Annotated in this window: 12 protein-coding genes; all 12 read right to left on the bottom strand. The window is 47.6% G+C overall.

Annotated elements, in window-relative coordinates; translation table 11 throughout:
- Window positions 1-42: 42 nt before the first annotated feature.
- Window positions 43-4788 (bottom strand): calcium-binding protein, encoded by a 4746-nt coding sequence (locus tag PY990_RS08710; protein WP_275271284.1) that lies wholly within the window; start codon window positions 4786-4788, stop codon window positions 43-45.
- A gap of 296 nt (window positions 4789-5084) precedes the next feature.
- Window positions 5085-5654 carry a hypothetical protein gene (locus PY990_RS08705; RefSeq protein WP_275271283.1) on the bottom strand — a complete coding sequence of 190 codons (570 nt, stop codon included), beginning with the start codon at window positions 5652-5654 and terminating at the stop codon, window positions 5085-5087.
- Window positions 5655-5841: 187 nt separating this feature from the next.
- Complete coding sequence (locus tag PY990_RS08700; RefSeq protein ID WP_275271282.1) at window positions 5842-6153, bottom strand: hypothetical protein; 312 nt, start codon at window positions 6151-6153, stop codon at window positions 5842-5844.
- 3 nt (window positions 6154-6156) lie between these two features.
- Window positions 6157-6381 (bottom strand): hypothetical protein, encoded by a 225-nt coding sequence (locus tag PY990_RS08695; protein ID WP_275271281.1) that lies wholly within the window; start codon window positions 6379-6381, stop codon window positions 6157-6159.
- 82 nt (window positions 6382-6463) lie between these two features.
- On the bottom strand, window positions 6464-6631 hold the full coding sequence (locus tag PY990_RS08690; protein WP_275271280.1) for a hypothetical protein: 168 nt from the start codon (window positions 6629-6631) through the stop codon (window positions 6464-6466).
- Window positions 6632-6792: 161 nt separating this feature from the next.
- A complete protein-coding gene (locus PY990_RS08685; RefSeq protein WP_275271279.1) occupies window positions 6793-7899 on the bottom strand; it encodes a hypothetical protein in 1107 nt (368 codons plus the stop codon).
- Entirely contained in the window at window positions 7892-8491 is a 600-nt protein-coding gene (locus PY990_RS08680) for a hypothetical protein (RefSeq protein WP_275271278.1), read from the bottom strand. Before PY990_RS08680 ends, PY990_RS08685 begins: the two co-directional genes overlap by 8 nt.
- A 289-nt stretch (window positions 8492-8780) precedes the next feature.
- Window positions 8781-10088, bottom strand: a complete 1308-nt coding sequence (locus PY990_RS08675) for a TolC family protein (protein WP_275271277.1) — start codon at window positions 10086-10088, stop codon at window positions 8781-8783.
- Between the two features lie 25 nt (window positions 10089-10113).
- The gene (locus tag PY990_RS08670; RefSeq protein WP_275271276.1) at window positions 10114-11406 is read right to left on the bottom strand and encodes an HlyD family type I secretion periplasmic adaptor subunit; all 1293 of its coding nucleotides are present in this window, start codon (window positions 11404-11406) and stop codon (window positions 10114-10116) included.
- The gene (locus PY990_RS08665) at window positions 11399-13117 is read right to left on the bottom strand and encodes a type I secretion system permease/ATPase (protein WP_275271275.1); all 1719 of its coding nucleotides are present in this window, start codon (window positions 13115-13117) and stop codon (window positions 11399-11401) included. Before PY990_RS08665 ends, PY990_RS08670 begins: the two co-directional genes overlap by 8 nt.
- An 85-nt stretch (window positions 13118-13202) precedes the next feature.
- Window positions 13203-14075 (bottom strand): phosphoserine phosphatase SerB, encoded by an 873-nt coding sequence (serB, locus tag PY990_RS08660; RefSeq protein WP_275271274.1) that lies wholly within the window; start codon window positions 14073-14075, stop codon window positions 13203-13205.
- On the bottom strand, window positions 14072-15115 hold the full coding sequence (locus tag PY990_RS08655; protein ID WP_275271273.1) for a tetratricopeptide repeat protein: 1044 nt from the start codon (window positions 15113-15115) through the stop codon (window positions 14072-14074). Before PY990_RS08655 ends, serB begins: the two co-directional genes overlap by 4 nt.
- Window positions 15116-15119 lie beyond the last annotated feature (4 nt).

Below are 15119 nucleotides of genomic sequence, written 5' to 3'. Positions count from 1 at the left end.
AAGGCATTTGAAATTCAAATGCCTTTTTCATTGTTGATTTGTTCAAACCGAATCTGGATCTACTGGCGCATTCACGCTCATCGCGTTTATGGTTGCAGTGTCCCAAGCCAGCCCATCGGCAAAAATAATTTTGTCCAACGCATTTGCTCCTCCAGCAAAATGACTGACGATCTGAACATGGTCGCTGATTGAGTTTTTCTGCTGCACATACAAAGAGCCGTTGTAACGCAGCAAGTTAACCTCTGTACTATTCATGTTGCCGAGAATCAATGTTTCTGTTGCGTTGCCGCCAAAGGCCTCGTTGACGTACGCCATATCTCGGCCATCCCCTTTGTTGAACGTAAACGTGTCGTTTCCGTTGCCACCATAAAGTAAGTCGTTGCCAGTGCCGCCCGAAATGCGATCACTTCCATCACCTCCGTAAATAGTATCTGAGCCAGCATCACCAAACAGTTGATCATTTCCGGCTTTTCCATCAATTAAATCATTTCCGCTCAAGCCACGAACCACGTCAGCGCTTGAGAAGGCAATGATGGTGTCCGAACCATTGCTGGCCTTAAGTGACATGGTGCGAATGGTACTGGCATTCCATTGCACCCCATCCGAAGTTTTGATCAAGTCGAGTGAATCTGTATTAAAACCTTCATCGACGAAATGACCGGAAACCCGAACCTCATCCGTAGAGTTTACTGAATTGGTAATTACCAAATCATCATAGACTCGTCGCAAAGTCAGCTGCGCGGATGATAGATCAGTAAAGCTCAGGGTGTCGAAATCTTCTGGATTCGTAGAGTAAGAGGTCGCGATAATTGCATCTTTTCCATCACCAGCTTTTACGATGAAAGTGTCTGAGCCTTCCCCACCAGTCATGATGTCTGTGCCAGTTCCACCCTGAATCGTGTCGTTGCCTTCGTTGCCGTCCAAGGTGTCTGCACCTGCGTTGCCCCAAATAAAATCGTCACCTTCATTACCATACACAAAGTCATTGCCAATGCCACCAAAAATGGTGTCATTGCCGAAGTTGCCAGAAATTGAATCATTACCAGCACCACCAGTCAGCTGGTCATTGTCATACCCACCATAAATTTGGTCGTTTCCATCGCCGGCATCTATGGTGTTGGGTGTATCAAACCCTTCAATCAAATCATTGTTCACCGTTCCTTTCAGTGCTTCTGCATTTATTCTCTCCGTGTTCCAAATTGAACCATCCGCGAATTGAATTCGGTCCAGCGAGTAATTCGAGACCATGTCGCCGTAGTAAAAATGATTCTCCACGGTGATTTGATCACCGGAATTATTCTTGAACTGAATACTCAAGTTGCCGTATTCCCGGCGAAGCACAATATCATTCTGGTTAATGTTGACCAGTCGAAGTGTGTTAATACCTGACGTATCGCCATTGGCAATTACATCGTGCCCATGGTTTTGGTAGTACAGGTAAGTGTTGTTACCTTCCTCTCCCATCAAGCGATCGTCGCCTGCAGAACCTTCCAGCACGTCGTTGCCAAGCCCGCCGTACAGCGTGTCATTGCCAGCATCGCCACGCAAGGTGTCGTCTCCATCGCCGCCATGGAGTTCATCATGGTGCTCGCCACCGTACAGTTTGTCGTTGCCGCTTCCACCATCCAGATAGTCGTTGCCGTTTTCTCCATGGAGCGTGTCTAAGCCACTATTACCAGTAATTTGGTCGTTGCCATCACCACCGTATAGAGTGTCGTTTGTTGAGTAACCTTGAATATTGTCGTTGCTTGTTGTTTTCACATTCACCTTGCCGCGAATGGTGCTTGCATTCCAGGTAATGCCATCGGCGAAAACGATTGAATCAATTGCGGCGGCACCCGAATCTACTTGCTCAAAATGACCTAGCACGGTTACCAAATCATTCGGACTGCTTTTGATGTAAACCAGCAAATCATTCAGGTCATTTCTAACCAACAGAACATCGGTTGAATTTGTATCAATCAGATGCAGGGTTTCAATTTCTGACAAACCTGTGCTTGATCCGCCCAAAACATGAATGATGTCGCGTCCGTGGCCCTTCCTGAACACATAGGTGTCATTGCCTGCCTCGCCAGCCAAGTAATCGTCACCCACACCACCCGTTAATTTGTCATTGCCTGCGCCTGCATAAATCATGTCATTTTGGTTGTTGCCTGAAAGCGCCTCGGCGGCATTTGTTCCATTCACGGTTCGCGTGTTGTCCGTGTATTGGGTTGCCATACTGCTGAAGGTGCTGCTGGGCATAATGCTGGTATCGGCAAACTGAATGCGGTCAAGGTAATGTTGACCCGCTCCAAACGCATCGAAATGCCCACTGATGCGAATAACATCATTGCTGGATCCTGAAACCTGAATAAGAAGGTCGTTGTACTCTCTGAAAAATTTGACTTGTGAAGGTAGCAGGTCAAGAAGCTTCAGTGTTTCAGTGTTGTTAGTTTCGTTGTAATTTTTGCTAATCACATCTCGGCCATCGCCATTTTGGTAAACGAAAGTGTCATTGCCATTGCCACCCTCAAGATAGTCATCGCCGTGCCCACCCTGCAAGGTGTCATTACCGTTGTCGCCATAAAGTGAATCTGTACCCGCTTCACCGTACAGCATGTCGTCACCAGTGCCACCATGCAGTTGATCGTGGTCGGTACCGCCATACAGGCTATCGTTGCCACCATCGCCATTCAGAATGTCGTTGCCTGTCAGGCCGCGCAGTGTGTCATTGCCTTCACCACCGCTGATTGTGTCGTCGCCCGCGTTGCCAGCAATGGTGTTTGCAGCCTTTGTGCCGATCAGTGTGTCGTTTCCGGCAGTGGGTGCAAGCACCTTGCTTGCAATGGTCGCTTTGGTCCACACAACACCGTCAGAAAATTCGATTTTACCTAACTCGTAGTTTTGTGAATTCCAGTGATTGAAGTGGTTCTCAATCGTGATTGAACCGCTGTCCGTTCCCTTGAATGTAATTACCAAATTCAGCAGTGATTGCTGTAGCACAACATCGGTGGATTTGATGTTTTTTAGCACCAAGGTGTCATTGGCGGTGCTGCCCGTGTTGCCCACGTGGATGACATCACGACCATCACCTTTAAAGTACCAATAGGTGTCTGCACCGTCCTGGCCTTCAAGTGTGTCGTTGCCTTTCCCTCCAATCAATAGATCATTGGCTGTGCCTGCAATCAGTTTGTCATCGCCATCGCCGCCACCCAGAGTAGCTGGACGCGATTGGAAGGCCTGAAGGGTGTCATTGCCTTCACCACCATTTTGCAGCAAAGGCTGCGCCTGGAAGCTTGGGTGATCAAAGTTGTAGACGGTATCGGATGAATCAGAGCCCACAAGCAGATAGCCCACAGGCGCAGCGTTCCAAATATCTTTGAACTGGGGGTCGTTTGAGTAAATTTGCGCCAAGCCAGTTGAAAGCGTGTTCTCTGGGGTGGCTACCGACAAACCAAGTGCTTTCTTGAACAGGGCAACCCATGTAATTTGATCAATTGCCTCGGCGTTAGCAACAAGCTGCCTCAACACCGCGGCAGTCTGGGTCAAATCAAATTCAATCTGGCTCGAAGTTTCATTGAACTTCAGATTGATTGAATCGAACACTGGCTTGAAGGTGGTTTGCTTCAAAATGTCGTTGGTCACTTGCTGTTGCAGCAGGTTAAAGGCCGCAGACAAATTCTGTACGCTCACATTGCCCGGGCGCACTGTGGCCTTGAATGATTCTTCTGGTGTTACCCCCAAGACTTTTTCAATCAAGGTAAGTTCGCGGGTATCCAGCGTTTCCATGTAATCATCGCCGGGCAGGTGGTCTACACCAGCCCATTTAAACATCAAGGTGCGGGTGTTGGCATACAATTCCGCTGGTGTCAGTGGGGCTGTGTTTTGTGGTGCAAACAATTTGGCTTCCAATTGTTCAACCCACTGTTTCAGCCCGCCCGTGGTGTCCATCACCATGGCGTTGTGCAGGCTGGGCAGCGTGCCCATGCCTTGCAGGTTGATCATGGAAAGAATATTGTCGGGCACTTCAATTTGAGCCAGTTGAACGGAATCGCTGCGGTTGGTGGCAAACCACACGTCGTGCGCCTCGCGAACCTGCCCATCGGTGGTGGTGTAGCTCGAGGTTTGCAGGTGGTCGTTGTCGGCTTCGTTGTCGTTCGGTGACCAGAAGTTGTAATCTAGATTAATTGAGGCCACCTTGGCCTGTGTCAGGGTCAGCATTTCACCGCTGTCTACGCTGCCATTTGAATTGCTGTCTTTCCACACATTCACGGTGTTCCATGCGGTATCGGCGCTGCTGAATTTGCCGTCTTTGTTGTTGTCCAGCGCTTTAAGCGCTTCAAAGCCGTTGGCCGCACGCACGCCGTTGACCAGTGTGTTGTCACCAAACAGTTCGCCACCGTTGTCAATTTGACCGTTGCCGTTCAAATCGCGCACCAGTATTCCATCGTCTGCACCAGCCCAACCGGTGCGCTGGGCAAAGCCATCGTTGTTGTGATCAAAGTAAACGGAGGTGTCGGCCATGTTCAGTGTTTCTACACCATCGCCATCCAGGTCCAGAATAATAGGGCAGCTGGATTCGTCGTCGGAGTCTTGGTAGATGGATTGGATGAAATGTAAAACATCAAGAACCTCGTCGCTGTGGTCATCAATCAACGGTATGTTCAACGGCTCCAGAGAGCCGGAAATAGCGCGCCCAATCGTAGAGGCTTGATTAAATGCGTCCTCATAAATCAGTCCCGCGTAGTAACCTGCGATTCCACTTAATGCAATTGCACCACCTGTATTTGCCAAAGTTGCTGCCAATGCTCCGGCGCCTGCGAACGGGAGCGAAGAAATAATTATTGGCAATGCTGCTGCCGTTGCCACACCAAAAGCAACTGCTCCGACAACTTTAGCAGCATCCCAACCTTGGCCTCTTGTTAAGTTTTGTGTAAAGTCGATCAAGCTATCTGAGTTTTGCCAAACATCCGCCACGCGGGCCGCATCATCGGCGATTTGACGAGTAATTTGGCTTAATGCGTTATATGCGCCGACTGTTGAGCTGTACTCTATTGCGATGATTCCTTGTTGAGTAATGATAAAACCGTGTTTTATTAGGCTCATCTTGCTTCCCTTTTTAGTAAATAGGATGAAATTGAATATGATGTCGGCGCCCAAAAAATAAATGTAATGAGAATAATTATTAAATAGGACATTACGTCATGGAAAAAAGGTGATTTTAAATAATATCTTTCATAATAAATTCCATCAATGCCATAAATCAAAACGGAAAAAACAATTATTAACAAAATTGGTATCAGTGATGATCTATCATCAGACAATACTAGTATTGCAGAAACAATATCTTTCTTCTCAAGCGAACGGAATTTATATTCAGAAAACTCTGGGTCTTTAAAATGAGGTCTTATAAAAAAATTTATTAATGAAGAGGTTTTTTTTGAGAATTTATTTAAAAAATCTGTTGCCTCTTTAAGTGATTGCACTGGACGATTTATTTTTAAATATATTCCTTTCCAGTAAAATGCATTTATTATTGCGCTTGAAAAAAAGGTCAGAAGTCCTATCTTTTCAAGATTTAAATTATTTATCTTGTAAGACATTAAGAATAAAAAAATAGTTAGAAAAAAAAGAAGAGATACAGAAAACTCAACATATTTTTTATGTTTCATATCAAACCTTTTTTATTTGATTTTTTCTGCAATACAGAAGAACCATTTTTGATCTCGAAAGTATCGGGCCAAATAGAGTTAGTGGTGGTTAATTCGCTTTGAGTTCAAAAATGTATGATGAATATAAGCATAAAAAATGGCTAGGGTAACGCTGTCACCCACCAGAATTATTGTTCTGGTTTGGTAGTCAGGCTGCTTGGGCATATCGCAATTTGTCATAGATGGTATTAGCTAGCCGCATACTGCTCACAAGAGCATTGTTTGGGGTACCAACTTGTTCTTGCCGCACATCAAAAGCGGAAGACAAATTCTGTACGTTGACATTATGCAGACCACTGCTCGTTGGGTCGCTGTAGGCCAGTGTTGTAGCCCCCGGGCTGTTGGTGGCATTAAGTTGTTCTGTTAAGGCCAACAGGGCTTGCCGATTGGCCGGGTTGGTGTAAAAGGCGAAGTTGTTTGCCAGTTCCTGATAAGCAGCTTGCAAGGTGAGTGTGCTCATGTTTTATACCCCTTGGCCCAGTTCCAGAATGCTGATGTATTCACAGCTTTCTGTATTGAGTACACCCGACCCACGTCTTGCAGTGAATGCGTCCTTCAGAAAGGCCAGTGTTTCACCGTTGTCGGATTCAATGTCGTGTTTGAAGAAATGCCCGGTTTCATCCATTTCACTGAACAGGTCGATTCGTTCTGTTGTAATTCGGGGCTGACCCACTTTGTCGCCGCCCACGGTATCGAGCAGCCAGGTTTCAATGTAAAACGTTCGCCCGGCATTGTAAAAAATATAAGCCCTGAAACAACGACGATCAATATCACCCCCCCCCTTTGATTTTGGTCAGGAATAGGTCCCGCTCCCGGTCAATCGTCCAGCTTCGGGCGCGACTATGTCCCACACAGCTGGTGCGTTTGATTACCGCGTTTTCAATCGCTTCGTAGCGTGGTTTGTCGGCTTCCGGAATGTATTCATTGACGAAGGGCATGGCGTTGTTTCCTGTGCGTGTATTTGCAAAAGTGTCGTGCTGGCTGGGTTCAAATCAGGCAAATCTGCGTTGATTGTCAAGAATAGTTGAATCAACAACAAGTGCAAAAATGGTTGGGTTAACGCCGCCACTCGCTAGAGGTATTTGTTTTGATGTTTAGGTTACGCTGCTTTGGCGTACTCTGTAGTCAACGCGGTAATCAGCGGCACCGTGGTGTCCATCACCATGGCGTTGTGCAGGCTGGGCAGCGTGCCCATGCCTTGCAGGTTGATCATGGCCAGAATGTTGTCGGGCACTTCAATTTGAGCCAGTTGAACGGAATCGCTGCGGTTGGTGGCAAACCACACGTCGTGCGCCTCGCGAACTTGCCCATCGGTGGTGGTGTAGCTTGAGGTTTGCAGGTGGTCGTTGTCTGTTTGCCCTTTGCCATTCAGGTCGCGCACCAGTATTCCATCGTCTGCACCAGCCCAACCGGTGCGCTGGGCAAAGCCATCGTTGTTGTGATCAAAGTAAACGGAGGTGTCGGCCATGTTCAGTGTTTCTACACCATCGCCATCCAGGTCCAGAATAATAGGGCAGCTGGATTCGTCGTCGGAGTCTTGGTAGATATCAAGTATTTGAGCCAACTCATTTGCTCGAATCAAGCTGGCTTGATAGGACTCGTGAAGTACATTCCCGATAAACTTGCCCGAGGACACTGCTACGGCGGTATTAAAAGCGTAATTGTTGGCAATCAATACTTTCGCTAAGTTCGCCAAGTATTCAAAAGTTGAAGCACCACCCACCTCAACGACGTTTTGACCAAGACCGAACAAAAATATTGGAAATCCATCGCCAAATGTACCAGCCCAGCCCCATCTGGGTAATTCAAGATCTTTAATAGCAACCTGAACATCTTGCTCTATAATAAAAGTAAAATTTGCTTTATTAGTAAGAAAGCTATTAAAAACATTCGTTGCTAGTTCATCTGAAGCCGCTTGAAATCTCTCGCGAGTTATAGGCGCACCCTTTTCCAACAAAGAAAAGTTATTGGTGGCGTTGTAAACAAATTCACTAACGAATGAACCATCATTTGAATTGATTGATGCAGCACTATCTAACCAGTTTGATAGCTTGTTTAGCTGATCAAGATTGCTCTCGTCTGTTTCGGTTGTAATTTTTCCGTCAATAACTGACTTCAGATATCGATATCCTTCTGGAAAATTACCATCTTCAAGATATTTTCTAAGGATTGATTTTTCTTCGTTTGAGATGAGAACATTATTCATTTGTATTTTTTACCTTCATGGAGTCTAGTTTTCTGTTAATTTCTTTGTTAATCATTGTCGCATCTGAAAAAAATTCTGATGGTACGAAGTACAACAAATTAATGTCCTTCTCTATTTTTTGCTCTGTTGCAATAGTAAAAGTGTTGTTGCGAAGAACAATTTTTCTTTGATTGTCGGTATAAAAATATTGATATTTGTTTTTGTAAAACTTATCTATAACATCGGATTCTTTAACGATATATGGAGTTTTGTCTTTATCGCTTTCAACATAGTTTTCTGGATAGCTTAAATAGATTTTTCTGTTTATGAATATGGGAATTAATTCTTCTTTAAAAGGAAATTCTAGGGTTACTACTGGATATTTATCACTCGGTGATAGCACTCTTGGTTTTAGTTCTTTTGGGAAACGATATGTGCATCCTTCTTCACAAAAATTAGCAGTAACGTCTTTGTATTGTTGTTGTTGCTGCTCGACGGTTTTTTTTGCAGCAAAAAGGATTGAAATAATCATAAAAACAAATAACGCGAATACCAAAAATTTCCTGGAATAAAAAAATTTATTGATGTCTTTTTTAAAAATATGATTTTTCATTTAAAAATCCATTATTTCAGTAAGATAAGTGGCGAACAAAAGCACTTTTATTTTTCAACTAAATCGTTGATCGCTTTAATTGACCAGTTTTCTGATTGCGAATTGCTGTGATGTGCTGGACTTGTGCTTTGGTTGCGGTTTGCTTGACAGCCTAGGCGAGTCGGTCTTGGGCATTGGATGTTCGTCCTTTAAAAAAGCGCATAGTTGCACGCCTGAGTAGAGTATCGGTTTGTTCAGTAAACTCAAAAGTGGTCAAGTTAACCCCATTCTTCCGGGTTACACATCACCTCTATTCCCGCTTTGATAAGCGCTCCAAAGCACTTTCAATATCCAATTTCCCGGTCAACTCATGAACCAGCAAGTAAGCCTTGTTGGCTGCCAGTAGGTGTTCCATTTTTTTCATTTGAAGTTCAGTCAGTTTTTCTTTGGCTTTAGCCAAATCAAGCGGTGTGGCCAGCTGGTGCTTAATGGCGGTTTCAATGGCCAGTTGTTGTTGTGTGGCCGCATGGTCTGCCTGTGTATAGGCTTTCCACAAATGGGTGGCACTGTTCAGTTGCCTGTGGGCGGCCTGGGTATCGCGCAACACCTGGGCGGTGGTTTTGTTGTAGTCAGCATGCTGCTGGTTCAGGCTGGCTGCTGCCTTTTCAGTTTGTGCCTGGGTAGCAAAACCGTTGAACAAAGGAATGTCCATTTGAATGGCTAGCACGTTTTGTTCAACCCTGTTGCCCAGGGTGCTGACTGTTTCTGATTGGCTTTGCGAATATTGGGCCACCAGTTTCAGGGTGGGGTGGTGTTGCCCATTTGCTTTGTTAATTTCCAGAGTAGCGGCTTGCTTGTACAACTGCTGAATTTTCAAGCCCAGGTTGTTCTGAAGCACTTCCTGTTCAAGTTCCTTTTCGTTGTGCCGGGTAGGGGGCATGTTGAATTCAATATCATCAACCCATGCCGGAACCACTTCTTGCCCGGTTAGCTGCGAGAGTTCCCACAAGCGCTGCTTCACCGCCTGCTCGGCCTGCACATGCTCGGCCTGGCGCAGGGCAGCCTCTGATTCTGCGCTGGCAAGTTCCAGTGCGCTGTTTTCACCGTTCATCAAACCTTGTTCTACATGTTCTTTTTGAAGCAGGGCTGTTTGTTGTTTGTGTTCGGTCAGGTTCAGCAAAGCCTTGCTTTGTTTGTAGTCCATTAGCTTGGCCAGCCAGTTCTGAATGGTGGCTTGAACAACCAAAGTATGGCGCAACTCGGCTTCTTGAACGGTGAGTTGAGTTTGCTCAATTTGAATGGAAGCGGGTTTGTTGTAAATACTCTGTTGAAGGGAGATGCTGTTGTTCTGAATGGTTTCGTTCGCATTGCGCTGGTTGGCAAACGGGTTGGATTGCTTGGTATCGCCTACGCCGTTGTATAGCCGCGCGCTGGCTTGGGGAAGCCAGGCGGCTTCGCTTATTTTCAGGTCAGCTTGTGCAACCTGCATTTGAGCCTTGGCCGTGGCTACCTCGGGAGATGTTTCAATGGCGTATTGCAGCAATTGTTCAACACTTTTTGCGTGTGCTGAAGGCGAAAGTGCCCACCAGCAGCACACAGCTGCAAATAGTTTCAACATGTTTTTCAGCTTGAGTGCCATGGTGTTAATGCTCCCGCATGGCACTAAATAGCCTGTCTGTAATCGGTTTGAACAGGTACTGCATTAGCGTTTGCTCGCCAGTTACAATCAATAACTCAACCGGCACACCTGCCTGTATACGGTGTTGTGCAATTTCTTCTAACGCCTTTTGTGTCAGGCGAACATTCACGGGGATGTAGGGCATGCCTGTGGTGGGGTTGCTTAACTGGTCTGCGCCTACGCGATTTAAAACACCTTCAACTTCCAGCGTTTGTGCTGTTTTAAGGGCACTGAAACGAATGGTAACTGGCTGTTCGGCTTTTACCTGATCAACCATTGCAGGTTCAAGTTCTGCGCTAATTTCAAGTTCGCTGCCATTCGGTGCAATGTCCATGATCGGTGTGTTCGCTGGCATGGCGCTGCCCTGCGTAAATAGCTTTAATCCCAATACCTGGCCAGCCACCGGGCTTTGAATGTTGGTGTGTTGAACAACAAACGCGATGCGCTGAATTTGCTCATCCAGCGCGGCCAGTTCGGCTTGCACATCGGCCAGTACGGTTTGGCTTTCTGTTTGCAGCTGGTTGTGAAGTTGCTGCTTTTTCAGTTTTGCGTTGCGTATGGTGGCATTCAGTTGGCTGATTTGAATTTCATCTTGAGCCAGTGCCACTTCCAGCGCGCTGATTTGGCCTTGCAGTTCTACAAGCCGGTTGGCAGGCATGTAGCCTTTGGCCACCATGTCTGCCATGCCAAGGTGTTGTTGTTTCAACCTTTCCAACTGTTGTTGTTTGCTGCGTTGTGAATTGTTTTGCGCAGTCATGTTGTTTTGGGCGGTGCCGCTTTCCAGTTCAAGCATGCGAATGTCGTTTTGCAAGGCACGTTGGCGGCTCGCGTACAGCATTGCTTCTGCTTCGTGTTGCCGGGTTTGAAACGGGTCAGCGGCTTTGCCCGTGGTTTCAGGCTTTATGGTGGTTTCGAGGTTGTTGCCCGTTTCTTTTTGAAGCCGTTCCATCTTTGCCAACAGTGCTTTGCGTTGAACCTGAAGCGCGTTCAGCTGGGTTTGGCTGTCAGTGTTGTTCAGGCTGATCAGTGTTTGGCCCTGTTGTACCAGTTGCCCTTCGGTAATCCATATTTTTTCAACCACGCCGCCGTGGGGGTGCACAATGGTTTTGCGTTCCCCATGAAAGGTGAGTGTGCCGTTTACCACCACGCCTCTGTCCATGGCCACAAGGCTGCCCCACACCACGAAGCCGATGAAACCGACAATCAGAGTAACAAGGCCTCTGCGGGACACTTTTTTGATGTCGAGTTCGTTATGCATTTTTTACTCTTGTCAGCTGTGTAGGGGGTTGTTGTTGAAGATGTGTGAGTACTTCGTGGGTGTTTCCGTACACGGATACTTCACCGTCGCGAAGAACCAGCAATTTGTTGCACACGCGCAGAATCGATTTTTTGTGGGTTACTACAATGGCAGTGTTGCCGTGTTGTTGATGCTGCACCAGTGCGTTGGCCAAAGCGGCTTCACCTGCTTCATCAAGATGAGCGTTGGGTTCGTCGAGCAGCAACAGTTGTGGCTTTTTGTACAGGGCCCGAGCAAGCCCTATTCGTTGACGCATGCCACCCGATAAGCCTTCGCCCTGTGCACCCAGTGGTGTGTTGTAGCCTTTGGGTAGTTTCAATACAAGTTCGTGTACGCCTGCTGCCATAGCGGCTTGTACGATGTGTTCGTCGTTGTTGTGTTCAAAGCGACCAATATTTTGTGCAACTGTGCCTTCAAACAGTTCAACATGCTGGGCCAGGTAACCTGTCCATGCACCCAGTTGACTGCGGGGGTATTGTGCAATGTCGGCACCATCAATTTCCAGGCAGCCCTGGGAAATTGGCAGAATGCCTGCCAGTGCATGAAGCAGGCTGGTTTTACCCGACCCACTGGGGCCGATTATACCCACGGTACTTCCCGCAGGTATTTGTAAGAGAATGTTTTTTAAAAGCCATAGGCCTGACAAAGGCGCTGCCAGGTACATGTTGCGGCATTCAATCACAGGTTTGGGTGTGGGCAATTCGGTTAATTCGCGGGTCTGCGGGCTGCTGTTGAGCAATTTATTCAGGCGTTCATACGCCTGGCGTGTACCGGTTAATGCTTTGGCGGCACTGCTTAATATGTCGACCGGGGCAAGTGCCTTGCCCATTAAAATCGAAGCGGCAATCATCATCCCGCCGCTGAGTGATTGATTCAATACCAAATAAGCACCAAGCCCAAGGGCTGCGCTTTGCACAAACATGCGGAAGTATTTGCCGCTGTTCGTCCACACCGAGGAAGCATCGGCAGACCCGGTGTGGTGGTTGGTTTGCTCGTTTTGAATACTCAGCCATTCGGTTTGAACGGTGGGTAGCATTCCCATGGCCTGAATGGAGTTGGCGTTTTGAAGGGTCGAGTTCATGGTGTTCGCACTGAGAATGCCCAGTGCGTTGGTTTGTTCCTCGAAAGGGCGTGTGCTTCGAAGGTGAAGCCAGCTTAATGTGATCGAGATTGCTACGCAGCAAAGTGCCATCAATCCAAACAAGGGGTGAAATGCGAACAGCAATGTGATGTAGAACAACACCCACGGAGTATCGAACAGGGCAATGGCACCCTGGCTGGTCATGAATTGACGAATTGCGGAGAAATCGCGAATGGCTTGCCCGGTGTTGTCTTTTCCCTGCGTTTTTAGGGCACGTTGAAACGCCGCAGTGTGCAGCCTGGCGCCGAATTCCTGTTCAAGAGCATTTCCAATTCGGGTCAGGGTGGCGACGCGGTGGTGTTCCAGCATGCCTGCAAGGATGTAAAGCCCAACAACCAAGGCAGTGAGTGCCAGTAGTGTGGATTGGCTTTGGCTGCTTAATACCCTGTCGTACACCTGCATCATGTAAATGCTGGGTGTAAGTGCCAAAAGGTTAATTGCGGCGCTGAAAGCGATTAAAACTTTTAGCCAGCGCCTATGGCCTTGCAGCGCGGTTTTTAGAAGGGACGATGATTCCGGTGTAGGGAGCATGCAACATTTGCTTCGGTGATCTGTGACCGACTGTGTTGCATGCCATTTCCAGAAAGTTCATTTGTTGGAGGGTAATTTGAATGAGTTATGCGTTTGCCTCAAACCACTTGCATATTGTGTCCAAGCCGCCATGGTTGATGCAAAAATCTGTTTTCTCCTGCACCACTGGCTTGGCATGAAAAGCCACGCTGGCACCTGAAATTTCCATCATTTTCAAATCGTTCGATCCATCGCCCACCACAATGGCGCGTGAGGGCTCACAGCCCAATATTGTGCAGGTTTCCAACACGGTTTCGCGTTTTACTTCTGCATCCACAATGGTGCCCAGCACACGGCCTGTCAAATGCCCATCTACAATTTCAAGTGTGTTGGAGCGGGTGTAATCCAGCCCCAATACTTCTTTCATTTTGTCTGTGAAAAATGTGAAGCCACCACTGACCAACAATGTTTTCCAATTGTGGGCTTTTGCGTAGGCGATCAACTGTTCAGCGCCTGGTGACAAACGCAGGCGTTCTTCAAATACGGATTGCAGACAGCTTTCCGGCACGCCCTTGAGCAAGGCCACGCGGCGGTTCAAGCTTTCCGAAAAATCTTTGATCTCGCCGCGCATGGCAGCTTCAGTAATTTCGGATACTTCTTTTTTCTTGCCTGCGAAGTCGGCGATCTCGTCAATGCATTCAATGGTAATCAAGGTGCTGTCCATGTCCATGGCCAACAGCTTGAACTCATTGGCCTGAAACTCGGCTTCCAGAATTGCAAAGTCAAATTGATGTGCACGGCTTAATGGTCGCAAGGTGTCGGTAATTGCAGCTTTGGGCAGGGTGTAGGCTTCTGGAATTTCAATGCAGGCTTGTTGGTTTAGCGTTTCTACACCAAGCGTAGGCAGGTTCAGTGCATCCAGGGCTGTGTGTACTTGTGCTGTGCTTAATGTTTGCGAGGAAAAGAATAGTCGGCTCATGGTGTGCTCTCCGTGGGTTGCGCGGATTCTACCTTGTCAGTTGCAGGAATGTTGCCGGCGGGCTCTTGAAGTTGTGCCAAGAGTTCAATCGAGGGTTTGTGGCCCCGTTGCGCCGCAAGGTTTAACCATTGTAACCCCAGGGACTTGTTGACAGGAAATCGTGTTCCTTCGTAAAGCAGGTTGCCTAGCAGGTGCATGGATTCAAGCACTCCTTGTTGTGCGGCTGTGTTGAGCAGGGCCAGCACGGCAGGGTCTTCGGGTTGCAGGGGCACTTCATTTTTCAATACCAACTCGGCCAATTCATGGCTGGCTTTCGGGTGATTCAAGCGCGCAGCACGCCGCACCCAAAACATGCGGTCTTCACCTTCAAATTTGCTCAACCGGTAGCGCGCGTTGGCGTCGCCTGCATTGGCCAATGTGTAAAGCAGGCGTTTTTTCTGTTCGCAGAATTCGTTGTTGGGGCAGTAAACCTCTTCCTTGCCTTGGTCGAGTCGCTTTAAGGCGTACTGTGTACAGGGAACGTATATTTCTGCGCAGGAAGCAAGATGCTGCTGGGCTTCAATTTTGCTGTGTCCGAACGGGCTCTCCAATTGGCTTTCAAGCACAGTTTGTGAATACAGCAATTGCGATGGGTTGTGTTGGTCTCGCGATGCGCGGCGTAACCAACCCATACCCTCGGTCAACTGTTTGTTCAAATCGCTTTGCTTGGCGTTGAACACATCAAGCAGCAGTAACTGGCCCAAATAATATTGAGCGGGGGTGTGGTTCTGAAGGGCTGCTTTACCCAGCCATACGCGTGCAACTTTCAGGTCGCGTTCTACTACATCGCCGCGTAAGCGCATCAAGCCCAGTGTGGTTTGTACTTCTGCGTCGCCTGCCTCGGCCTTCGGTAAAAGCGCTTTGTACACGGCCATTCCAGCATCGCCAGCCGTCGGGCTTTCCGCTGCTTTGGCGGTGGCTGCATTGAGAAATGCGCAACCAATAAGGGCTGCGCCCAACAAGTGCAACCAAATGTTGTATTTGCCAGCGTTGTGGGTCATGAAT

This window comes from Limnobacter olei (assembly GCF_029087225.1).
GTDB lineage: Bacteria > Pseudomonadota > Gammaproteobacteria > Burkholderiales > Burkholderiaceae_B > Limnobacter > Limnobacter olei.
The sequence above is the reverse complement of the archived record's forward strand: the minus strand, read 5'-3'. Positions and strand labels throughout refer to the sequence as shown.

Bases quoted from the DNA above. Each gene is read 5' to 3' on its own strand.
- PY990_RS08705 (WP_275271283.1), bottom strand. From the start codon at position 5,654: ATGAAACATAAAAAATATGTTGAGTTTTCTGTATCTCTTCTTTTTTTT.
- PY990_RS08700 (WP_275271282.1), bottom strand. From the start codon at position 6,153: ATGAGCACACTCACCTTGCAAGCTGCTTATCAGGAACTGGCAAACAAC.
- PY990_RS08690 (WP_275271280.1), bottom strand. From the start codon at position 6,631: ATGCCCTTCGTCAATGAATACATTCCGGAAGCCGACAAACCACGCTAC.
- PY990_RS08685 (WP_275271279.1), bottom strand. From the start codon at position 7,899: ATGAATAATGTTCTCATCTCAAACGAAGAAAAATCAATCCTTAGAAAA.
- PY990_RS08680 (WP_275271278.1), bottom strand. From the start codon at position 8,491: ATGAAAAATCATATTTTTAAAAAAGACATCAATAAATTTTTTTATTCC.
- PY990_RS08675 (WP_275271277.1), bottom strand. From the start codon at position 10,088: ATGTTGAAACTATTTGCAGCTGTGTGCTGCTGGTGGGCACTTTCGCCT.
- PY990_RS08670 (WP_275271276.1), bottom strand. From the start codon at position 11,406: ATGCATAACGAACTCGACATCAAAAAAGTGTCCCGCAGAGGCCTTGTT.
- PY990_RS08665 (WP_275271275.1), bottom strand. From the start codon at position 13,117: ATGCTCCCTACACCGGAATCATCGTCCCTTCTAAAAACCGCGCTGCAA.
- serB (WP_275271274.1), bottom strand. From the start codon at position 14,075: ATGAGCCGACTATTCTTTTCCTCGCAAACATTAAGCACAGCACAAGTA.
- PY990_RS08655 (WP_275271273.1), bottom strand. From the start codon at position 15,115: ATGACCCACAACGCTGGCAAATACAACATTTGGTTGCACTTGTTGGGC.